Below are 19,818 nucleotides of genomic sequence, written 5' to 3'. Positions count from 1 at the left end.
CATCTTAGGGCGGGCCCGCGAAACCTTTGCCCACCCGGCGGGGTGGCCCTAATGTCTCCGGCCGTGATCGAGGTCCGCGGACTGCAGAAGCACTACCGGGTGCACCGGCGCCAGGCCGGCGCGGCGGCGATGGTGAAGTCGCTCTTCCGCCGCAGCTACGAGACGGTCAAGGCGGTCAACGGCATCGACTTCGCCGTCGCGCCGGGCGAGCGGGTCGGCTTCCTGGGACCCAACGGGGCGGGGAAGACCACCACCCTCAAGATGCTCTCGGGGCTCCTCCACCCGACCGCCGGCGAGGTGAAGGTGGCCGGCTTCACGCCGCGTCACCGAGAGGTCGCCTTCCTCAAGCAGGTCACGCTCGTGATGGGGCAGAAGCAGCAGCTCCTCTGGGACCTGCCGCCCGCCGAGACCTTCGCCCTCAACCGGGCGGTCTACGACATCCCCAAGCGCGAGTTCGAGGAGACGGTCTCCGAGCTCACGCAGCTCCTCGAGCTGCAGGACCTCGTCGGCAAGCCGGCCCGGCAGCTCTCGCTCGGCGAGCGGATGAAGTGCGAGCTCGCCGCCGCGCTCCTGCACCGCCCGCGGGTGCTCTTCCTCGACGAGCCGACCATCGGCCTCGACGTCTCGATGCAGTCCACGGTCCGCTCCTTCGTGCGGGCCTACAACGAGCGCTACGGCGCCACCGTGCTCCTCACCAGCCACTACATGGAGGACGTGGCGGCGCTCTGCCCGCGCGTGATCGTCATCGACCGCGGCCGGCTCATCTACGACGGCGACCTGCGCCAGCTCGCGCTGCGGGTCCGGCCCGACAAGCGGATCCTGGTGCGGCTCGAGCGGCCGGTGCCGGCGACCGAGCTGTCGCGCTTCGGCGTGGTGGTCTCCTCCGACGCGGCGCAGGCGGTGGTGCAGGTGCGCGCGGCGGAGGTGTCGGGCGCGGTGTCGCGGATCCTGGCCGGCCTGCCGGTCTCGGACCTCACCGTGGAGGACCCGCCGCTCGAGGAGGTCATGAGCGAGCTCTTCCGCAGCTCGCGCGAGGCCGCGGGGAGCTGACCGCGGGCCGGCGTCACGGCTGCACGCAGCGCCCCTGCGCGTTCGACCAGAGCGTGGGGAGCGTGAAGGCCGGGCCGGGCCCCACCTGCTGGCAGGCGAGGGGGCAGGCGTCGGCCACCTCCCGCCCGTTCGCGGCGATCCAGGCGTCGGGGACGAAGGGGTTGGTCATGGTCTCGACGAGCTCGTGCGCGGCGACCTGCACCGCGCCGTGCGCCCGCGGCGAGGCGGCGCTGCAGGCGGCCGCGTAGGAGACGCCGGCGATCCAGGCCACGCCGAGGCGCGTGCCGCGGCAGTCGCCGTAGCCGTGCCAGCCCCACCGGTCCGCGGGCGGCGTGTCGGTGAAGAGCAGGTAGACGGCGCCCGGGTCCGGCGCCCCGCCCGCGGCCGTCACCGCCTGGCAGATGGCGCCCACCACCTCGGAGATGCCGGGCTGCGGCGCCGACGGGCCGCCCGCGAGGAAGAGGCTCCCGCCGAAGGTGACGCGCGCCTTCGCGCCGCGGAGGTACGGGTCGAGGGTGGCGAGCCAGGGCGAGCCGTCGAGCGCGCCGAGGAGCCGCTCCACCTCGCTCACCGCGTCGCCGAAGGCGGCCGGGTCGCCCCACCAGATCGGCACCGCCCGCGCCGAGGCGATGACCGGGCCGCCGTGATCGAGCTGCGTGCCGGCCGGACCGGCGACGTCACTCGCGCTCGCCTGCACGCTCCCGCTCCCCGCGCCGCCGCACGCCCCCAGCGCTCCCAGCGCTCCCAGCGCGCCCAGCGCGAGGAGCGTCCACCCGGCCGATCGGTCCATGGTCCCCCACCCCGCCGCAAGGGTGGGGAGAGGGCGAGCGGGCGGCGACCTCCGGCCGGGAAGCGCGCGCGGCGCCGGAGAGGGCCGAAGCGTGCGGGCGGGCGGTCAGCGCCCGAGCGCCGGGCTGCGCTGGCCTACGCCCCGGGGCCCTCGGGCAGCGGCGCGCCCGCGGGAGCGACCACGCGGACCTCCGACTCCGGCCCGAGCTTGAGCCCGTCGCCGGAGGGCTCGGTCGCGGTCACCTCGACCACGTCGCCGCGCAGGAGCCCCTCGAAGGCGCGGTTCCGCTCGTCGACGTGCTTCTCCTGCAGCGCGAGGCCGAGCCGGCCCTCCGGGCCGCAGCCCATGTAGCGCAGCCGCCCCTTCGACGGCAGCGGCTCGGAGACGATGCGGAAGAGCCTGGCGCCGGCCGGCGTCGGGGGCGGCGCGCGCCACGGCTCGCCCTTGGGCGCGAGCGCGAGGTAGCTCATCTTCACCGCCTCCTTGCGCAGGCCGGCGGCGCGGGCGAGCTCGGCGACGAGCGGCGGCGGCTCGATGGCGCGCTCGGCGTGGCACCAGTCGCTCTCCTTCAGCCGCGCCGGGCACGGGCCGCGGAAGAGGCAGGGGGCGCGCACCGCGTACCCGCGCTCCACCGCGAGGTCGCGCACCTCGAGCAGGTGGCGCGAGGTCTCGCGCAGCGCCGGCTCGACGACCAGCACCGAGCCGCCCGGCCGGAGGAGCCCGCAGGCCTCCTCGAGCAGCGCGGTCCGGCGCAGCGCGGCCCCCTCGCCCTGGAACAGCTCGTTCAGCACGTGGCCGAAGGTGACGGTGTCGAAGCCGCGCCCCGTGCCGAGCTCCGCGAGCGGGCGGCCGCGCGTCGGGTTCCACTCCTTCGTGGTGAGCGGGACGTGGGCCGCCGCCGCGAGCGCGCGGGCGGTGGCGAGGGCCGGCGCGCTCCGGTCGCAGGCGGTGACCGACGAGGCGCCGGCGTCCCAGGCGGCGAAGGCGAGCGGCGCCGGGCCGCTGCCGAGGTCGAGCACCGCGCCGGGCCGGTGCGGCAGCTCGGAGAGGGTCCCGCGCGCCTGGAGGTACGAGGTCGGCCAGTAGAAGAGCAGGTACGCGCCGAGCAGGTGCTGCTCGTCCATGTACCGCGCGCCGGCCAGCTCGCGCTCGCGGGTGAGCCCCTTCGAGAGCCGCTCGACGGCGCGGGCGACGTCCTTGAGCTCGTCGGGCGCGAGCCGGTCCGGGGGCGGCTTCGGGCCGGGGCGCCCGCCCCTCCGCCCGGCGCGCCAGACGGCGAGCAGGCGGGGGATCCAGCGGGCGAGGTCCTGGGCGGGCGTGGCCACGCGGGCGTTGTAGCACGGGCGCCGCGGGGCGCCAGGGCTCACCCCGGCAGCGACGCCAGCGCCGCGTCGAGGTCGGCGAGGAGGTCCTCGGGATCCTCGATGCCGATGGAGAGCCGGATCACCGAGTCGGTGATGCCGGCGCGCCGGCGGGCCTCGGGGGTCATCGACGCGTGCGTCATCGAGGCCGGGTGGGCGATGAGGCTCTCCACGCCGCCGAGGCTCTCGGCGAGGGTGAACCAGCGCACCGCCGTGAGGAGGTGATCCACCCGCGCCCGGGTGCCGTTCACGAGCTCGAAGCTCACCATGCCGCCGAAGCCGGACTGCTGGGCGCGGGCGAGCGCGTGCTGCGGGTGGGAGGGGAGCCCCGGGTAGTGGACCTTGGCCACCGCCGGGTGGGCGGCGAGGTGCTCGGCCACGCGCAGCGCGCCGGCCTCGTGGGCCCGCATGCGCAGCTGCAGCGTCTTGAGGCCGCGCAGCACGAGGAAGCAGTCGTGCGGGCTCTGCGAGGTGCCGAGCAGGTTGTTCATGCTCTGGATCCGCTGCACGAGCGCGGTGCGGCCCGGCCCGGCCACCACCGCGCCGCCGACCACGTCGCTGTGGCCGTTCAGGTACTTGGTGGTCGAGTGGACGACGAGGTCGGCGCCGTGCTCGAACGGGCGCTGCTGCACCGGCGAGAGGAAGGTGTTGTCCACGGCGGTGAGCGCGCCGCGCGCCCGCGCCAGCTCCGAGACCGCCCGGATGTCGGTGAGCCGGAGGAGCGGGTTCGAGGGGGTCTCGATCCAGACGAGGCGGGTGTTCTCCCGGAACGCGGCGCGCACCGCGTCGAGGTCGGCGAGGTCGAGGTAGGTCACCTCGAGGCCGTAGGCCGCCTTGGCGTGCTCGAGGGTGCGGAAGGTGCCGCCGTAGCAGTCCACCGTGCAGAGGACGTGGCTGCCGTGGGGCAGGAGGTTGAGCGCCACCAGGATGGCGCTCATGCCGGTGCTGGTGCAGGTGGCGCCGGCGCCGCCCTCGAGCGCGGCGATGGCCTCCTCCAGCGCGGCGCGGGTCGGGTTGCCGCTGCGCGTGTAGTCGTAGCCCGCGTTGGTGCAGACCTCGCGGAAGGCGAAGGTGGAGGTCTGGTAGATGGGCGGCATCACCGCGCCGTAGGCGGAGTCGGGCTGGACGCCGGCGTGCACGCACTTCGTGGCGAGGCGGGCGGCGGGCACGAGCGCGGCGCGCGCCGCCCAGCCGGCCCGCGCCGGCGTGCCGGGCGGGACGATGGTGAAGTGGTAGGCGGGGTTCCCCGGGACGTTGGGGTCGAGGTGGCTGCTCTCGTCGGACATGGTGGCTCTTGCTCCGCTGCGGTGGAAACGCCCGCGTCAGGCGAGCGGGACTTCGAGGGTGAGGCCGTCGTGCGCCACCGACACGTTCCGGAACTCCTCGCCGGCCTGGGCGGCGAGCGGCGACGGGTCCTGGTCGTAGCGGGTGGAGAGGTGCGTGAGGACGAGCCGCTTCACGCCCGCCTCCCGCGCGACGCGCCCGGCCTCGCGGGCGGTGGAGTGGAGGGTCTCGAGGGCGCGGTCCTGCTCGCCGTCGCCGAAGGTGGCCTCGTGCACGAGGAGGTCGGCGCCGCGGGCGGCCTCGACCGTGGCCGGCGTGGGGCGCGTGTCCCCGGTGACCGCGAGCGTCCGGCCGGGGCGCGGCGGGTCGAGCACCTCGGACGGCTGGACCACCCGCCCGCCCGCCTCCACCGGCTCGCCGCGCTGCAGCCGCCCGAAGAGCGGCCCCTCCGGCACGCCGAGCGCAAGGGCGCGATCGGGGTGGAAGCGGCCGGGCCGGGCCGGCTCGACCAGCGCCCAGCCGACGGACGGCGTCCGGTGGTCGGTCGCGAAGGGGACGAAGCGGGCGTCGAGCCGCTCCACCGCGTCGCCCGGCCCCACCTCGTGGATGCGGACGTCGAAGTGGAACCGGTCGGTCCCGGTGAAGAGCATGGTCTCGAGGAGCTTGCGCGCCGGGCGCGGGCCGTAGAGGTCGAGCGGCTCCTGGCGGCCGAGCATCGAGAGCGTGCGCAGGAAGCCGATGGCGCCGAGGTAGTGGTCGGCGTGGAAGTGGGTGAAGAAGATGGCGGCGACGTCGAACCCGGTCCCGCAGCGGATCATCTGCCGCTGCGTCCCCTCCCCGCAGTCCACGAGGTAGTGCTCGCGCTCGTGGCGCACCGAGACCGCCGAGAGGTTCCGGTGGGCGGTGGGCGCGGCGGCAGAGGTGCCTAGGAAGGTGACGCGGAGCATGGCGGGCGAGCCGGCGAGTTTCGCACGAGGTGGGCCCCGGCTCCTAGCCGGTCAGGAGGAGGCGCTGGTGTAGCGCCGGATGGAGCGGGTCCAGACCACCCGGGCGAACCACCCGAAGGCGGCGGCGCCGGCCAGCGCCGAGAGGCCCCGCCCCGGCGCCAGCCGGCCGAGCAGCGCCTCCGCCGGGTAGGTGGTCATGAGCGCGAGCGGCACCACGAAGGTGAAGACGAGGCGCCAGGCGCCCCGGAACACCGAGGCCGGCCAGCGCGCGGCGTCGAAGATCGAGGAGAAGAGGAAGGAGAGGTTGTCCACCTTCACCACGAAGAAGGCGGCCGAGACCACCAGGATCCAGAGCGAGTAGAGGATCCAGGCGGCGCAGGCGAGCAGGAGCAGCGACGCGGCGACGTGGCCGGGGGTGGGCCAGCGGCCCAGGAGGTGGAAGGCCCAGCCGAAGATGGCGAGCGCGCCGGCGAGGTCGATGACGCGCCAGGGCTCGAACTTCGCGGTCGAGACCAGGAACTGGGCGTCGGCCGGCTTGAGCAGCACGAAGTCGAGCGTGCCCTTGCGGATGTGCTCCACCACGCTCTGCAAGGACGGGTTCACGGCCCCCTCGAGCACGCCCTTCATCAGGGCGAACCAGCCGATGACCACCAGGGCCTCGGGGAAGCTCCAGCCGGCCACGCTGGGCCGGTGCTGGAAGAGCACCAGGAGCGGCACGAGGGACCAGAAGGCCCAGAACAGCCCGAGGAGCCCCTCGACCACGAACTCGACGCGGTACTGCATCGCCACCGCGAGCGAGGCCCGGAACTGGACGCCGAGGAGCCGGAGGTAGCGCAGCATCGCGGCTAGCCCCCGTAGGCCGCGAAGCGGCGGGCGCCGGCGCGCCAGGCGCCGAGGGCGAGGAAGAGGAGCGCCGCCACCCAGGTCCACTGGACGGCGAGCTCGAGGAGCGCGCGGCGCCGGTCCACGAGCCCCACCAGGAGCTCCACCGGGAAGCCGAGCATGTACCGGAACGGCAGGATCCGCGCCGTCGCCCCCACCCAGCGCGGGAAGAGCTCGAGCGGCACGAGGTAGCCGGAGAAGACGCCGAAGAGGCCGAGCCAGAGGTCGAAGAGCGAGGTGGCCGACTCCACCCAGAAGGCGAGCGCCCCGATGACCGCCATGGCGAGGAAGGTGATGAGCCAGCCGCCGATCACGGTGAGCGGGAAGAGCGCGAGCAGGAGCGGGTCCCGGGTGAGGTGGCTCCCCGCGGTGACGACGAGCAGCGCCACCACCGGGGTGGAGATGGCGAGCCGCAGCGGCATGGCCGCGACGTTCTCGCAGGCGTAGGCGAGGAGCGGGTGGACCGGGCGGAGCAGCCGGAAGGCGAGCGTGCCCTGCCGGATCTCCATGTTGAGCTCCCAGATCACCCAGGCGCCGGTCATGAGCCGCACGAAGAGGGTGGCGAGGTAGTAGGCGACGAAGTCGCGCTGGCCGAAGCGGCCCACCGGGGCCTCGCGCGCCACCGCCGTCCAGAGCGCCAGCATCACGAGCGGCATGTTGGTGCTGAGGAGCCAGACCAGGAACTCGGCCCGGTAGGCGACCGCCTCGGCGAGGCCGACGCGGAGCAGCGTGGGGAGGGCGCGGAGGCTGCGGAGCACGGCGGGAAGTTACTCTAACCGTAGGACTCCCGCTTGATCCTGTCGCGCGGGACGCCGAGCTCGGCGAGCGCCTCGGCGGCCGCCTCCAGGAAGCGGGGGCGCGGCGCCTCCCCGCGCTCGCGGGCGGCGAGCCGCTCCCAGGGGCCGATCCCGGGGCCGCAGGCGTAGACCAGGCAGGCGGAGGGGTCGGGGACGAGCTCGCGGAGGAGGTCGGCGGTGACGCGGCCGTGGCGGACCTCGGGGACGCCGCGGGCCCCCTCCCCGGGAGGTGCTCCGGGCGCCGCCGCGCGGGCGGGATCCCGGGCCTCGCGCGTGAGCGTGTGCACCACCCGCAGCCGGTCCGGGTGCTCGCGGGCGAGCGCGGCGAGGGGCTCGCGGAAGATGACGTCGCGCCAGGTCTTGTTCGAGTAGACGAAGGTGTGGCGCAGGCGCGGGTGGCACCGGAGCGCGTGCTTCAGGATGGAGAAGTTGGGCACCGCGCCCGACCCGGCGACGAGGTGGACCACGTGGTCGGTCACCTCCTCCACCCGCCGCGGCAGGACGTACGGGCCGGTGAAGCCGGTGACGAGGAGCCGCATCCCGCGCGTGGTCCGCTTCACGAGGAGCGGCGACAGGAGCGGCGGGTACCTGGTGACGCCGCGCTGGTAGCGCTCCTCCTTCACCGTGATGGCGAGGTACCGCTCGTGCGGCGCCGAGGTGAGCGAGTAGGCCCGCGCCGGCTCCCGCCGCCCCTTGTGCTCCTCGAAGAAGTCGATGAACCGCTCCAGCGCCTCGAACTGGTGCGGGTCGATGGTGAGGAAGTGCCCGGGCTCGTACCAGAGCCGGTCGTTGCCGGTGAAGAGGACGAGGGTGGCGGCGTCGGGCGTCTCCACCACCACCTCGGCCACCATCACCTCGAGCTCCTTGATCCGCTTGCGGGGCTCGGCGGCCTCGGGCTCGCCGGCGGGGCCGCCGGGGTGCGGGAGCTGGGAGAGGCCGCCGGTCGAGGACTCCATCCCGATCGACTAACGGGGCGGAGCCCGGCCGGCAGCGCCGCCGCGGGGCTACCCGGCCTCGAGCCAGGCCGCGTAGGCGTCGAAGCGGGTGTCGCGGCCGAGGAAGTCCTGCACCAGCGCCGCCGCCTTCTTGGTGCCGCCGGGCGCGAGCACCGCGTCGCGGTAGCGGCGGGCCGGCGCGGGGTCGAGCAGGTTCGCGGGGTCGAAGGCGGTGAAGAGGTCCTTCGCGATGACCATCGACCACATGTACGTGTAGTAGATGGCCGAGTAGCCGTCGAGGTGGCCGAAGGAGGCGTGGAAGAAGGTGCCGTCCACGTGCCGGAAGGGCGTGTAGCGCTCCTGCAGCTCGGCCACCACGCGCGTGGGGTCGAGGGCGGCGGGGTCGCGCCGGTGCAGCTCGAGCGAGAGCGCGGCGTAGAACATCTGCTGCCGCACCCAGAGCCCCTTGCCGTACTCGTCGGCCGCCCGCGCCCGCGCGAGCAGCTCGGCCGGGACTGGGCGGCCGGTCTCCACGTGGCGCGCGAAGGTGGCGAGGGTGGCGGGGTCCCAGATCCACTCCTCTAGGAGCTGCGACGGCGCCTCCACGAAGTCCCACTCGGTGGCGACGCCGCTCTGCGCGGCCCAGCGCACGTGGCCGCCGAGGACGTGGTGGAGCAGGTGGCCGAACTCGTGGAAGAAGGTGCGCACGTCGCCGTGCTCGAGGAGCGCCGGCTCCTTCCCCGGGCGCGGGAAGTTGCAGACCAGCACCCCCTCCGGCAGCCGCTGCCCGGCGACGCCGGAGCGGGCGGTGAACTGGGCGTAGTGCTTGTACTTGCCTTCGCGGGGGTGCATGTCGAGGTAGATGCGGCCCATCGGGCGGCCGCCCTCGAGCACGTCGAAGACCTCGACCTCCTCGTGCCAGCGCGGGGCGCCAGGGACGGGACGGTAGGTGAGCCCGAAGAGCCGGGCGGTGACGTCGAGCACCCCCTGCTTCACCCGGCCGTACTCGAAGTAGGGCCGGATCTCCTGGGCGTCGAAGCCGTAGCGCTCGGCCTTGACCCGCTCCTGCAGGAAGGTCGAGTCCCAGCCGTTCACCTCGGCGGCGGCCGGGTCGTCGGCCCGCTTGCGCTCGAGGAGCTGGGCGAAGTCGCGCCGCATCCGGCCCTCGGCCGCGGCGGCGATGCGCTCGATGAACGCGGCCGCGGCCTCCTCGCTGCCGATCATCTTGTCGGCGGTGGCGTAGTCGGCCCAGGTGGCGTGGCCGAGGAGCCGCGCCAGCTCGGCCCGGCGCGAGAGCAGGCGCGAGAGGACCTCGAGGTTGGCCGGGTGGCCGCGCAGCCGGTAGAGCCGCCAGAGCGCCTCGCGCACCCGGGGGCTCCGGCAGTAGGTGACCACCGGGACGTAGTCGGTGTTGTCGGTGGTGAGCGTCACCTCGCCGGTGGGGCCCGGCGGGTGGGCGCGGCGGAAGTCCTCGGGGAGCCCGTCGAGCTCCTCGGGTCGCACCGGCAGCCGGCGCACGTCGTCCTTGATGTTGCGCCCGAACTCCTGGCCGATGCGGGTGAGCTCGTCGCGCAGCTCCCGGACCCGGGCGCGGGTGGCCTCGTCCCGGTCCACGCCGGCGCGGCGGAAGTCGCGCAGGCCGCGCTCGACGAGGTAGCGGGTGGCCGGGTCGAGCCCCTCGGTCGGGACGGCGAGCAGCGCGTCGTAGAGGCCGCGGTCGAGGGCGAGCTCGGTCGCGGCGGCGTCCACCTCGACCTCGCATCGCTCGGCCGCCTCGCGCAGCGCCGGGTCGGGGTGGACGTTGCGGCAGAGGCTGGCGCGGGCGGCCGCCTCGCCGAGCTGGCCGAAGGCGGCGTCGTAGCGGCGCAGGGCCTCCTCGGGGGAGAGGCGGCCCGGCGAGGCGCGGAACTCCTCGGCGGCGCGGCGGGCGAGGTCGAGGTCGGCGCGGCAGGAGGCGGTGAAGGCCTCGGGGGTCGATTCGAGCATCGGGCCCTTATAGCGGCGGGTGGGCGGGGTGGAGGGTGATTCGTGAGGGCGGCGGCGCGGCGACCGGCCGGTTACCATCGCCTCCCGGCCTGGACCATCGCCGCGGAGGACCGCATGCGCTACGAGGGCGGGTGTCACTGCGGGAACCTGAAGGTGCGCTTCGAGACGGCGCTCGACGCCGGGCGCGTCCCGCTGCGCGCCTGCGGCTGCACGTTCTGCCGCCGCCACGGCGCGACCTGGACCTCGGATCCGGCGGGATCGCTCGAGGTGCGGGTGGGCGACCCGCAGCTCCTCTCGCGCTATCGGTTCGGCCTCGGCACCTCGGAGTTCCTCCTCTGCCGGCGCTGCGGCGTGCCGGTCGCCGCGGTCTGCGAGCTCGACGGCGCCACCTACGCCGCCCTGAACGCGAACGCGCTCGACGACCGGGGCCGCCTCACGCAGGCGCCGCTGCCGGTGGACTACGACGGCGAGACCGCCGAGGACCGGCTCGCGCGCAGGCGGAGGGCGTGGACGCCGGCGCGGGTGGGGTGAGCGGCGGGCCGCGGTCTCGACTCGGCCGGGCGCCGATGGGCGGGCGGCGGCGCTCCCGGGGCGGGGGGTGGACCGGACGCCGATGGGCGGGCGGCTACGCTCTCGCGCCGGGGCGTGCTCCGGGCGCTGGGCTCCGCGCCGGCAAGCCCGCCCTGGAGCTGGTGGTCCCCGAGGCGGATCAGGTGAAGCCTGCCGCGGGCTGAGCTCGGAGCTCACCTCGCGCCCGGGTGCGCGCCCCCCGCGGCGAGGTGCTCCAGCGCCCGCTCGAGCTGGGGATCGGCGCCGGCGGCGTAGGGGAGCGACCGCGGGACCACGAGGTCCGGCTCGACGCCCTTCCCCTCGAGCGACTCGCCGTCCACCCGGAGGCGCGCCACGGCCAGGAACAGGAGCGCGCCGTCGGGCAGGCAGTAGGGGCTCCCCGGCAGCACGGCCCCGGCGGTGCGCTCCCCGACGAGCACGGCGAGCCCGTGCTTCTTGACGGCGTGGGCGATCACCTCCTTGCCGCTCCGGGTCCCGCCGTTCACGAGCAGCGCGGCGGGGACCCGCACCTGGGGATCCCAGCGGCGCCGGACGCCGGCGCGGTCCACCGACTCCAGCACGGGGACCCTGCGGTCGAGGATGCCGAGGTACCCGGGAGCCGCCCCGCCCCACCCGTCGCGCAGGTCGAGGACGAACGCGTCGGGCGCGCGGTCGTTGAGGCGCGCGATCGCGGCGCGGAGCTCCTCCTGCATCTCGTCCCCGGCCCAGGACCAGACGTGGACGTAGGCGATGCGCCGGCCGCCCCGCTCCAGGATCCGGGCGCTGTCCCGGAGCGCCTCCCGGAAGGCCGCCTGCGGATCCCGCCGGCCCGGCACCACCCGCGCCACCGCGAGCGGCCCGCCCCTCCGGCGGCGGTACTCGAGCGCCACGCTCCGGCCGCTCTTCCCGGCGAAGGCCGAGATGGGGTCGAAGGGCGCGCCGTCGGCGGAGACGAGCTCGTCTCCTTCCAGGAGCCCCGCCCGGCGCGCCGGGCCGCCCTCGAAGACGCCGCCGAGGTGCCAGCGCCCCTCGACGCGCAGCCAGACGGCGCCGATCTCGTCCCGGAGCAGCGGGAACGGCGGCAGGGCGGCGGGATCCGGGCAGTGATCCGGCACCTCCGGGAAGACCGGCGCCAGCACCGAGGCGAGCTCCCAGTACCTGACGTCGGAGCGCGGGACGTACTCGGTGTGCGACGCGCCGAGCCCCTCGAGCAGCTCGCGGAGGATCCGCTCTCGCTCCGCCGGCGTCGCCGCCAGCCGGCGCCGCGCCGCGTCCACGAGCCGATCCCAGCCGCGCGCCACGAGCAGCTCCGGCGCGTAGAAGTCCCGGCGGACGATCCGGTCCACCGCCGAGAGCGTCGGATCCACCGGCGCCGCGCCTCCCGGCGCCGGGCCGGGCGCCGCGGCGAGCGCGAGCACGAGGCAGACCGCGAGCATCTCCCCTCCCCCGGCGCAGCCGCGCGTGCGCCGCCGGTCCCGCCGGCGGCCCCGCCCTACGCCATCCCGATGAGCTGGATGAGCCGCGCCTGCATCGCCTTCTTCTTCTTGTCGTCGCGGCAGGACTCGATGGCGCGCTGCCACTCCTGGCGGGCCGACTTCTGGAAGCCGAGCCGCTCGTAGATCTGCGCCAGGTGCTGGTGGGCGGCGTCCACGTCGGGGCGGAGCTCCGCGGCCCGCTCGTAGGCGGCGGCGGCCTCGAACCAGCTCTCGCGGCGCGCGAGCGCGTGGCCGAGGTAGAAGTGGGCCTCGGCCGAGAGCGGGTCCTTCTCGGTGGCGAGCCGGCAGAGGGCGACGCCCTCGTCGAGCCGGCCCTGGGCGCACGCCGCGGCGCCGGCGCGCCAGAGCCGGGCCGACTCCTCGCGCGCGGCCCGCTCCTCGGCGCTCTCGGCGCGGGCGGTGCCGACGAGCGCCACCTTCAGCGCGCGGAGCATCACCTCCAGCCGGAACGGCTTCTCGACGTAGTCGTCGGCGCCGAAGGCGACCTTGGCGTCGGCGCCGACGGTGCCGCGGTAGACGGCGGAGCAGAGGACGACGCGGGTGGCGCGCAGGGCGGGGTCGCCCTTGATGGCGCGGCAGACCTCGAACCCGTGCAGCTGCGGCATCATGGCGTCGAGCAGGACCACGTCGGGGCGCTCGGCGCGGGTGAGCTCGAGGGCGGCCTTGCCGTCGCCCGCCTCGATCACCTGACAGCCGAGGCTCTGGGCGATGCGCGACATGAGCTTGCGGACGTCGGGATCGTCGTCGGCGACCAGCACGAGCTTGCCCAGGCCGACCTGCTCCTCGGGCCGCGCCGGCGCGGCCGGGGGGAGGCCGGCGGAGGCCGCCGCAGGGCGCGGAGCGGCCGCGGCGACGGGCGGGGCCGGGCGGGCGGACGGGGCCGCCACGGCGCCGGCGGCGCGACGGGCCGGGACCGCGGCGGCGCCGGTGCCGCGCTCGAAGGGGGAGGCGAAGCTCGAGTCGGTGAGCGGGACGAGCTCCACCCGGCCGGCGGCGGCGTCCTCGGGCGTGCGGTCGCTCGGGTGCACCACCTCGACCCAGGCGGCGGCCGGGTCGGGCAGCTCGGGGGCGTGGTCGCCGCGGACGGCCGGGAGCCCGGTGTCGCGGGCGGTGCCGAGCGCGGCGAGCCGATCGAGCGCAGTCGACGCGAGCGCGAGGTAGCAGAGCACCTTCTTGCCGGTGACGTACCGGACCTCGTCGGCGGCCTGCACGTCGTCCGGGTCGGCCATCGCGAGCACCAGCTCGCCCTTCCCCACCGCGATGGGGAGGAGGCGCCGCTCGCGGCACCAGGGGAGCGAGAGCCCGTCGAGGCTCCGCGCCGGCACGGCGCTGCGGGAGAGGTCGATCCCGGGGACCCCGCGCAGCTTGCAGACGGCGTGCAGCAGCCGCGCCTCGCTCGCGAGCCCGAGCGACAGGGCCGCCGCGCAGACGTCGCCGTCGCGGGCGGCCGCCTCGGCGCGCGTGAGCGCGTCCTTCGTGAGCACCCCTTCGCGCAGGAGGGCGGCGGAGACGTCCAGCATAGGCTTCCGATGCTAGCCGAGCGGCGCGAGAGGGCAAAATCCGGTCCAGGCGAGCCCGGCGCCGCCCGGCCGGGCGAGCCTCGCGCCGGTCGGGCCGGCGGGGGGGCTGGGTCGAGCGGACCTCGGAGGCCCCTCAGATCTCGCTCTTGATCTCCCGCATCATGAGGTCGGTCACCGCCTGCTGCGGCGGGTAGCTCTCGTGCACGAGCCGGAACACCATCTGCGTGATGGGCATGTCCACCCGGGCCTTGAGCGCGAGCTCGTGGACGCTGCGGGCGTTGAGGACGCCCTCCGCCACCTGGCCCAGCTCGCGCTGGATCTCCTCGAGCTTGCGCCCCTGCCCGAGCCCGAAGCCGACCCGCCGGTTGCGGGAGAGGTCGGAGGAGCAGGTGAGCACGAGGTCGCCCATGCCGGCGAGGCCGGAGAGCGTGAGCGGGTTCGCCCCCTTGCGCACGGCGAGCCGGGTGATCTCGGTGAGGCCGCGGGTGATGAGGGCGGCGCGGGCGTTGCCGCCGTACCCCATGCCGTCGGAGAGGCCGGCGGCGATGGCGATGACGTTCTTCACGCAGCCGCCGATCTCGCAGCCGGTGATGTCGGTGGAGGTGTAGGGGCGGAAGGTCTGGGTGTGGAAGACCGCCTGCACGCCGCGGGTGATCCGCTCCCAGCGGCCGGCGATGGTGACGGCGGTGGGCAGGTTGCGCGCCACCTCCTTCGCGAAGGACGGCCCGCCCAGGAAGCAGAGGTACGGGTGCATGGGGACGGGCAGCACGTCCTCGAGCACCTCGTTCATCGTCATGTGGGTCTCGACCTCGATCCCCTTCGCCGCCGAGACGATGGGGACGCCGGCGTGGAGGTGGCGCTTCGCCTCGATGACCACCTGCCGGATGGCGTGCGACGGCACGGCCAGGACCACCAGCTCCGCCCCCTCGAGCGCCCGCGCCAGATCGGTGGTGGCGCCGATGGCGGCGGGGAGCTTGATGCCGGGGAGGTAGCGCGCGTTCTCGTGGTCGCGGGTGATGGCCTGGACCACCTCCGCGTCGCGGCCCCAGAGCGTCACCGGGACGCCCTTTCCGCCCAGGACGCTCGCCAGCGCCGTGCCCCACGAACCCGCTCCCAGTACCGTCGCGCGCATGTCGTTCTCCTGCCGGTTGTCCGCGCCATCTTAGGCGCAGGCGCCCCTTCTACCCGATGGCCGAATGGACCAGGGCACCGAAAAGTTGGGGGCTCGCGCCGAGCAGGGCGATGGCGCGCCGGCGCAGCGGCGGGCGGCGCGAGACGGCGAGCACCAGGCGGGTGATCGCCTGGTACCGGCGCCAGCGCGACCGCACCTCGCGCTCCCACGGGCGCAGGGCCGCCCGGGCGCCGTCCCGGGCGAGCGCCTCCGGCAGGCAGCGGCCGAGCGCGAGGGCGGCGTCGAAGGCGAGCGACAGCCCCTCGCCGGTGAGGGCGTCCACGTAGCCGGCGGCGTCGCCGAGGAGCACCAGCCGGTCGGCGCAGACCCGTGACGCCCGCCGCTCGAGCGGCCCGGCGCCCGCGGCGGGCGTCTCGAAGGGCGCGCCGGCGAGCCGGTCGCCGAGGGCGGGGAAGCGCGTCAGGAGCCGCTCGAAGGCGTGGGGCGCGTCCTCCTCGAAGAGGAGCGCCACCCCGACCCGCCCCGGCCCCGCGGGGGTCACGTAGGCCTCGGCCCCGTCGGCGAAGTGCACCTCCACCGCGTCGCTCCAGGGGGCGCGCGCCAGGTGCCGGCGCACCCCGAAGCGGCGCCGCTCGGGTCCGGGGAGGTCCCAGCCCTCGCGGGCGCGGACCGGCGAGGCGAGCCCGTCCGCGGCGACCAGCAGGCGGCCCCGGCGCTCGCCGTCGCTCGTCTCCAGGGTGACGCCGTCCGGCTCCCGCCGGTGGGCGCGCACCTCGCACCCCTCGCGGACGGCCACCCCGAGGTGGCGCGCCCGGTCGAGGAGGGCCGCCGAGAGCGCGGTGCGCCGGACGCCCAGGCCGCCCGCGCCGCGGAGCCGCGCCTCGGCCCGGGCGCCGCTCTCGTCGAGCCAGCGGATGGCGCGGACCGGGGAGACCGACGCGCGATCGAGCCGCGGCAGCGCGCCGAGCGCCCCGAGGGCGGCGACGCCGGCCGGCAGGATCCCCTCCCCGCACGGCTTGTCGGCCGGGAGGGCACGCCGCTCGAGCACCTCGACCGAGAGCCCCCGCGCCGCGGCGGCGATGGCGGCCGCGAGGCCGGCCGGGCCGCCGCCGATGACGAGCACGTCCCTCACGCGGGCGGCTCACCGGGGTGGCTCGGGGCGGCCGCGCGGACCGGGGCGAGCCGGGCGCGCGCGTAGGCGAGCGCGGAGCGGGAGAAGGCCCTGGCGAGGGCGAGCGGCGTCACCGGGGCGGGCGGGGAGAGCTCGCCGGCGAGGTGGCGGCGCAGCGCCTCGCCGCGCCGGAGCTTTCCCGAGGAGGTGCGGGGGAGCGCGCCGGGCGGGAGCAGGATCACCGCGTGCGGGGAGACGCCGGTGCGCTCGAGGAGGGCGCGGCGGATGGTGGCCTCCAGATCCGCGCGGGCGCCGGGCCCCTCCCCGGCCCTCCCCGCGCGGCGGGGAGGGGGAACCTCGTGAGACGGCGCGGGACCAGGCGGCGAGGGCGACGCGCGAGGCGGGGCGTCGGCCCGCTCCAGCTCGGCCAGGATGAGGAGCTCCTCGCCGTCGCCGCCGTCGGGCGCGTGGCCCACCGCCACCGCGCAGCCGGCGCGGAGCCCGGGCAGGCCGGCGAGGCAGGCCTCGAACTCCTCCGGCGCGTGGTTGGCGCCGCGGACGATGACCACGTCCTTGGCGCGGCCGTGCACGTAGAGCTCGCCCTCGCAGGCGAAGCCGAGGTCGCCGGTGTCGAGCCAGCCGCCGGCGAGGGCGCGCGCCGTGGCCGCCTCGTCCCCGAGGTAGCCCCGCATCAGCGAGGGGCCCCGCGCGAAGATCCGGCCGAGCCGCCGCTCCGGGAGCGGCGCGCCGTCGGGCCCGCGCACCTCCACCTCCGCCCCGGGGATGGGCCGCCCCACGCTCGCCACCTCGCGATCGCCGGGCGCCACCACCCCCTCGCGCGCGAGCCGCAGCGGGTCGAGCCGGAGCGTGCGCGGGGGCCAGCCGCCGTCGGAGAAGGTGACCGCCAGCGCCGCCTCGGAGAGGCCGTACACCGGGCGGAGCGCGCGCGGGTCGAGGCCGTGGCGCGCGAAGCGGGCGGCGAAGCGCCGGAGCGCCTCCGCCGAGACCGGCTCGGCGCCGTCGAGCGCCACGCGCCAGGAGGAGAGGTCCACGCCCTCGAGCTCCCGGTCGCGCACGCGGGCCTCGGCGTAGGCGAAGGCGAAGCTGGGCGCGGCGCAGATCGTCCCGCGGTGGCGCGAGATGGCGCGCGGCCAGAGCGCGGGGCGGGCGAGGAAGTGCTCGGGGGGGATGAGCACCGCCGGGCCGGGGTAGGAGACGGCCGAGAGGAGGCCGCCGATGAGCCCCATGTCGTGGTACAGCGGCAGCCACGAGACGAGCACGTCGGCCGGCGTGGGGCGGACGAGCGCGAGCAGCGCCGCCGACTGGGCCGCGAGCGCGGCGTGGGTGAGCGCCACCGGCTTGGGGGCCACCGTCGAGCCGGAGCTGAACTGCACCAGCGCGAGCTCGTCCGGCGCGGCCGGGAGCTCCAGCGGATCGGCCGCGGGCAGGCCGTCGAGGCCGCGGCAGCCGAGCAGAGGCCGCGCCCGCGCCACCACCTCGCCGAGCAGCCGGCGGAGCGGCGCCGAGGCGAGGAGCAGGCGCGCCCCGGAGACCTGAAGCATCCGCGCCGTGGCGTCGAGGTACTCCTCGAGCCGGCCCAGCCGCACCGGCGGGTAGAGCGGCACCGGCACCGCCGCGGCGAGGAGCGCGCCGAAGAACGCGGCGAGGAAGTCGGGCTCGGTGCGGAACACGAGCGCCACCCGGTCGCCGCGCCGGACCCCGAGCCGGACGAGCCCCCCGGCGACGGCGCGCGCCCGGTCGCGCACCTCGCGCCAGGAGCGCCGCTCCTCGCGCTCCCGCAGGTCCACGAAGGTGGCGCCCGAGGGGTGGCGCGCCGCCGCGGCCAGCGCCTCGTTCACGGTCGCGTGACGGGGAGGCGGCGCGGGCGGGCCCCTCACCTCGCCCCCTCGGCGGCCACCTGCTTCGCGACCACGAGCCGCGCCAGGTCGGTGAGCGTCCGGGCGCCGGCCGCGTCGTCGTCGGTGAGGACGACGAGGAAGCGGTCCTCCACCGCGACCACCAGCGCGAGGAGCGCCATCGAGTCGAGCTGCCCGGCGAGCTCCTCGTCGGCGCCGACCTCGCCCTCGAGCTTCAGCTCCTCGCGGGCGAGCCGGCGGATCTCCGCGGCGACCGCGGCCTCGCGCCCGCTCATCCGCCGCCGCCCCCTCCCTGTCCGTCCCCCGCTCCGCGGGAGAGGGGAAGAGGGGCGCGCGGGGAGCCGCCGTCCTCGAGGCCGCCCGGGGCGCCCCCTCCCCGCTCGGGCGGGGAGGGCTGGGGCGGGGCGGCCCGCGGCGCCGCGACGGGCTCCGCGCCCGCAAAGGCCTCCGCCCAGGCCGGCCCGAGCGCGCGCTCCTCCTCGGGGATCCGCACTGCCATGAGCGCCGCGTTGAGGAGCGTCGCGGCGAGCGCGACGATCCACGCGCCCACCGAGAGCGGCAGCGCGGCCACCTCGACGGCGACGGCCAGGTAGTTGGGGTGGTGGAAGAAGCGGTAGGGCCCGCCGGTCACCGGGGGCGCTCCCGGGAGCACCAGCACGCGCGTCGTCCACCGCCCGCCCAGCGTGGCGACCGCCCACCAGCGCAGCGCCTGCGCGAGCAGCACCGCGACCACCGCGGGGATCGCCACCGCGAGCCTCGGCCGCTCGCCCCCGAGGAGCGGCCAGGCGAGGCAGGCCGCGAGGAGCGCGGCGTGGAACGCCACCATCGCCGGGTAGTGCGCCCGCCCCGCCTCCACCGCCCCCGCCCGCCGGAGCCGCCGGGCGTTGCGGGCCGAGAGCCAGAGCTCGACCCCGCGCTCGGCGGCCACGGCCGAGGCGAGGACCATCCCGGGCAGCGCGTTGTTCACCATTGCAGGAGCACCAGCTCGGCGCAGAAGCCCGGCCCCATGGCGAGGAGCAGGCCGAGGTCCCCCGGCCGCGCCTCCCCCGCGTCGAGCAGCTCCCCGAGCACGAAGAGCACCGAGGCCGAGGAGAGGTTCCCGACCTCGGACAGGGATCGCCAGCTCCGCGCCAGGGCGCCCTCCGGCAGCTCGAGCGAGGTCTCGAAGGCCTCGAGCACCTTCGGCCCGCCGGTGTGCGCCACCCAGTGCCGGATCTGCCGCCGCGTCAGGCCGGCGTCGGCGAGGAACCGGTCCACGTCGCCGCCGACGTGCTCGCGGACGATCTGCGGCACCGACGCGGCCAGCACCACCTTGAAGCCGCCCTCCACCACGTCCCAGCCCATGACCCGCTCGCTGTCCGGGTAGAAGATCGACCGCGTCGCGAGCACGCGCGGCCCCGGCCCGACCGCCCGCTCCCCGCCCGCGAGCACCACCGCCGCCGCGCCGTCGCCGAAGAGGCCGGAGGCGACCAGGTTCGCCACCGAGAGGTCGTCGCGCTGGAGCGTGAGCGAGCAGAGCTCGACCGAGAGCATCACCGCCACCTCCCCCGGCCAGGCGCGCAGCGCGTCGGCGGCGCGGGCGGTCACGGCGGCGCCGGCCACGCACCCGAGCCCGAAGACCGGCGTGCGCCTCACCCCGGGCCGGAGCCCGAGCCGGTTCATGAGCCGGGCGTCCACCGAGGGGGTCGCGATCCCGGTGACGGTGACGAAGAAGAGCTGGTCCACGTCGGCCGGCGCGAGGCCGGCGCGGGCGAGGCCGTCGCGCACCGCGCGCTCCCCCAGGTCCACGGCGACGCGGAGCCAGGCGTCGTTGCACTTCGCGAAGGTGTCGAGCGGCGGGTACTCCGAGAGCGGCAGGGCGAGGTGGCGGCCGCCCACCCCCACGGCCCGGTGCAGATCCTCGAGCCGGGCGGCGTTGTGGTGCTTGCGGGACCAGAGCTCGCGGAAGACCGCGATGAGCGTCTCCTGATCGACGTGGTGCTCCGGCAGGGCCCTGCCGACCGAGAGGACGACCGGGTGCGGCGGGCGGGAGGCGATCAAGGGGGAGGGGCTCCGGAGCGCGAGGGACGGGCTCCGTCGGGTCTGGGGCCGCGCGGCAGCG

At 76.3% G+C, this 19,818-nt stretch carries 18 protein-coding genes; 2 read left to right on the top strand and 16 right to left on the bottom strand.

Annotated elements, in window-relative coordinates; all coding sequences use genetic code 11:
• Window positions 1–63 precede the first annotated feature (63 nt).
• Window positions 64–1,050 (top strand): ABC transporter ATP-binding protein, encoded by a 987-nt coding sequence (locus AMPC_RS16665; RefSeq protein ID WP_248342544.1) that lies wholly within the window; start codon window positions 64–66, stop codon window positions 1,048–1,050.
• A 13-nt stretch (window positions 1,051–1,063) separates the two neighbouring features.
• Here the strand turns inward: AMPC_RS16665 and AMPC_RS16660 are convergent, their stop codons facing one another.
• The 8 genes from AMPC_RS16660 to AMPC_RS16625 all read right to left on the bottom strand — a co-directional run bounded on the left by AMPC_RS16660 (window position 1,064) and on the right by AMPC_RS16625 (window position 10,032).
• Complete coding sequence (locus AMPC_RS16660) at window positions 1,064–1,840, bottom strand: hypothetical protein (RefSeq protein ID WP_248342543.1); 777 nt, start codon at window positions 1,838–1,840, stop codon at window positions 1,064–1,066.
• A gap of 134 nt (window positions 1,841–1,974) precedes the next feature.
• Window positions 1,975–3,165, bottom strand: coding sequence for a small ribosomal subunit Rsm22 family protein (locus AMPC_RS16655; protein ID WP_248342542.1), 1,191 nt, complete (start codon window positions 3,163–3,165; stop codon window positions 1,975–1,977).
• Between the two features lie 38 nt (window positions 3,166–3,203).
• On the bottom strand, window positions 3,204–4,487 hold the full coding sequence (locus AMPC_RS16650; protein ID WP_248342541.1) for a trans-sulfuration enzyme family protein: 1,284 nt from the start codon (window positions 4,485–4,487) through the stop codon (window positions 3,204–3,206).
• Between the two features lie 36 nt (window positions 4,488–4,523).
• The gene (rnz, locus tag AMPC_RS16645; protein ID WP_248342540.1) at window positions 4,524–5,432 is read right to left on the bottom strand and encodes a ribonuclease Z; all 909 of its coding nucleotides are present in this window, start codon (window positions 5,430–5,432) and stop codon (window positions 4,524–4,526) included.
• 51 nt (window positions 5,433–5,483) lie between these two features.
• Window positions 5,484–6,272: an ABC transporter permease gene (locus tag AMPC_RS16640; RefSeq protein ID WP_248342539.1), complete on the bottom strand. Its 789-nt coding sequence runs from the start codon at window positions 6,270–6,272 to the stop codon at window positions 5,484–5,486.
• Window positions 6,273–6,277: 5 nt separating this feature from the next.
• Window positions 6,278–7,072 (bottom strand): ABC transporter permease, encoded by a 795-nt coding sequence (locus tag AMPC_RS16635; protein ID WP_248342538.1) that lies wholly within the window; start codon window positions 7,070–7,072, stop codon window positions 6,278–6,280.
• A 14-nt stretch (window positions 7,073–7,086) separates the two neighbouring features.
• The gene (locus tag AMPC_RS16630; protein ID WP_248342537.1) at window positions 7,087–8,067 is read right to left on the bottom strand and encodes a ferredoxin reductase domain-containing protein; all 981 of its coding nucleotides are present in this window, start codon (window positions 8,065–8,067) and stop codon (window positions 7,087–7,089) included.
• A 48-nt stretch (window positions 8,068–8,115) separates the two neighbouring features.
• Window positions 8,116–10,032 (bottom strand): M3 family metallopeptidase, encoded by a 1,917-nt coding sequence (locus AMPC_RS16625; protein WP_248342536.1) that lies wholly within the window; start codon window positions 10,030–10,032, stop codon window positions 8,116–8,118.
• 114 nt (window positions 10,033–10,146) lie between these two features.
• Here AMPC_RS16625 and AMPC_RS16620 point away from each other — a divergent pair, with 114 nt between their 5' ends.
• Window positions 10,147–10,563: a GFA family protein gene (locus AMPC_RS16620; RefSeq protein WP_248342535.1), complete on the top strand. Its 417-nt coding sequence runs from the start codon at window positions 10,147–10,149 to the stop codon at window positions 10,561–10,563.
• A 212-nt stretch (window positions 10,564–10,775) separates the two neighbouring features.
• Here AMPC_RS16620 and AMPC_RS16615 read toward each other — a convergent pair whose 3' ends face one another.
• The 8 genes from AMPC_RS16615 to AMPC_RS16580 all read right to left on the bottom strand — a co-directional run bounded on the left by AMPC_RS16615 (window position 10,776) and on the right by AMPC_RS16580 (window position 19,757).
• Window positions 10,776–12,017 carry a S41 family peptidase gene (locus tag AMPC_RS16615; protein WP_248342534.1) on the bottom strand — a complete coding sequence of 414 codons (1,242 nt, stop codon included), beginning with the start codon at window positions 12,015–12,017 and terminating at the stop codon, window positions 10,776–10,778.
• Between the two features lie 56 nt (window positions 12,018–12,073).
• Entirely contained in the window at window positions 12,074–13,597 is a 1,524-nt protein-coding gene (locus AMPC_RS16610; protein ID WP_248342533.1) for a response regulator, read from the bottom strand.
• Window positions 13,598–13,730: 133 nt separating this feature from the next.
• Entirely contained in the window at window positions 13,731–14,729 is a 999-nt protein-coding gene (locus tag AMPC_RS16605) for an NAD(P)H-dependent glycerol-3-phosphate dehydrogenase (RefSeq protein WP_248342532.1), read from the bottom strand.
• Between the two features lie 49 nt (window positions 14,730–14,778).
• Window positions 14,779–15,861, bottom strand: a complete 1,083-nt coding sequence (locus tag AMPC_RS16600) for an NAD(P)/FAD-dependent oxidoreductase (RefSeq protein WP_248342531.1) — start codon at window positions 15,859–15,861, stop codon at window positions 14,779–14,781.
• Complete coding sequence (locus AMPC_RS16595; RefSeq protein ID WP_248342530.1) at window positions 15,858–17,738, bottom strand: AMP-binding protein; 1,881 nt, start codon at window positions 17,736–17,738, stop codon at window positions 15,858–15,860. The genes AMPC_RS16600 and AMPC_RS16595 overlap by 4 nt, the downstream gene beginning before the upstream one ends.
• A complete protein-coding gene (locus AMPC_RS16590) occupies window positions 17,735–17,992 on the bottom strand; it encodes an acyl carrier protein (RefSeq protein WP_248342529.1) in 258 nt (85 codons plus the stop codon). The genes AMPC_RS16595 and AMPC_RS16590 overlap by 4 nt, the downstream gene beginning before the upstream one ends.
• Window positions 17,989–18,687: an isoprenylcysteine carboxylmethyltransferase family protein gene (locus AMPC_RS16585; RefSeq protein ID WP_248342528.1), complete on the bottom strand. Its 699-nt coding sequence runs from the start codon at window positions 18,685–18,687 to the stop codon at window positions 17,989–17,991. The genes AMPC_RS16590 and AMPC_RS16585 overlap by 4 nt, the downstream gene beginning before the upstream one ends.
• Window positions 18,681–19,757: a type III polyketide synthase gene (locus AMPC_RS16580; protein WP_248342527.1), complete on the bottom strand. Its 1,077-nt coding sequence runs from the start codon at window positions 19,755–19,757 to the stop codon at window positions 18,681–18,683. The genes AMPC_RS16585 and AMPC_RS16580 overlap by 7 nt, the downstream gene beginning before the upstream one ends.
• Window positions 19,758–19,818 lie beyond the last annotated feature (61 nt).

It is taken from the genome of Anaeromyxobacter paludicola, assembly GCF_023169965.1.
In the GTDB taxonomy this organism is placed as follows: domain Bacteria; phylum Myxococcota; class Myxococcia; order Myxococcales; family Anaeromyxobacteraceae; genus Anaeromyxobacter_B; species Anaeromyxobacter_B paludicola.
This window is presented reverse-complemented; position numbering and strand designations above follow the sequence as displayed.

Coding starts and splice junctions, on each gene's coding strand:
- AMPC_RS16625 (WP_248342536.1), bottom strand. CDS start 10,032: ATGCTCGAATCGACCCCCGAGGCCTTCACCGCCTCCTGCCGCGCCGAC.
- AMPC_RS16630 (WP_248342537.1), bottom strand. CDS start 8,067: ATGGAGTCCTCGACCGGCGGCCTCTCCCAGCTCCCGCACCCCGGCGGC.
- AMPC_RS16660 (WP_248342543.1), bottom strand. CDS start 1,840: ATGGACCGATCGGCCGGGTGGACGCTCCTCGCGCTGGGCGCGCTGGGA.
- AMPC_RS16610 (WP_248342533.1), bottom strand. CDS start 13,597: ATGCTGGACGTCTCCGCCGCCCTCCTGCGCGAAGGGGTGCTCACGAAG.
- AMPC_RS16620 (WP_248342535.1), top strand. CDS start 10,147: ATGCGCTACGAGGGCGGGTGTCACTGCGGGAACCTGAAGGTGCGCTTC.
- AMPC_RS16590 (WP_248342529.1), bottom strand. CDS start 17,992: ATGAGCGGGCGCGAGGCCGCGGTCGCCGCGGAGATCCGCCGGCTCGCC.
- rnz (WP_248342540.1), bottom strand. CDS start 5,432: ATGCTCCGCGTCACCTTCCTAGGCACCTCTGCCGCCGCGCCCACCGCC.
- AMPC_RS16605 (WP_248342532.1), bottom strand. CDS start 14,729: ATGCGCGCGACGGTACTGGGAGCGGGTTCGTGGGGCACGGCGCTGGCG.
- AMPC_RS16640 (WP_248342539.1), bottom strand. CDS start 6,272: ATGCTGCGCTACCTCCGGCTCCTCGGCGTCCAGTTCCGGGCCTCGCTC.
- AMPC_RS16650 (WP_248342541.1), bottom strand. CDS start 4,487: ATGTCCGACGAGAGCAGCCACCTCGACCCCAACGTCCCGGGGAACCCC.
- AMPC_RS16585 (WP_248342528.1), bottom strand. CDS start 18,687: ATGGTGAACAACGCGCTGCCCGGGATGGTCCTCGCCTCGGCCGTGGCC.
- AMPC_RS16615 (WP_248342534.1), bottom strand. CDS start 12,017: ATGCTCGCGGTCTGCCTCGTGCTCGCGCTCGCCGCGGCGCCCGGCCCG.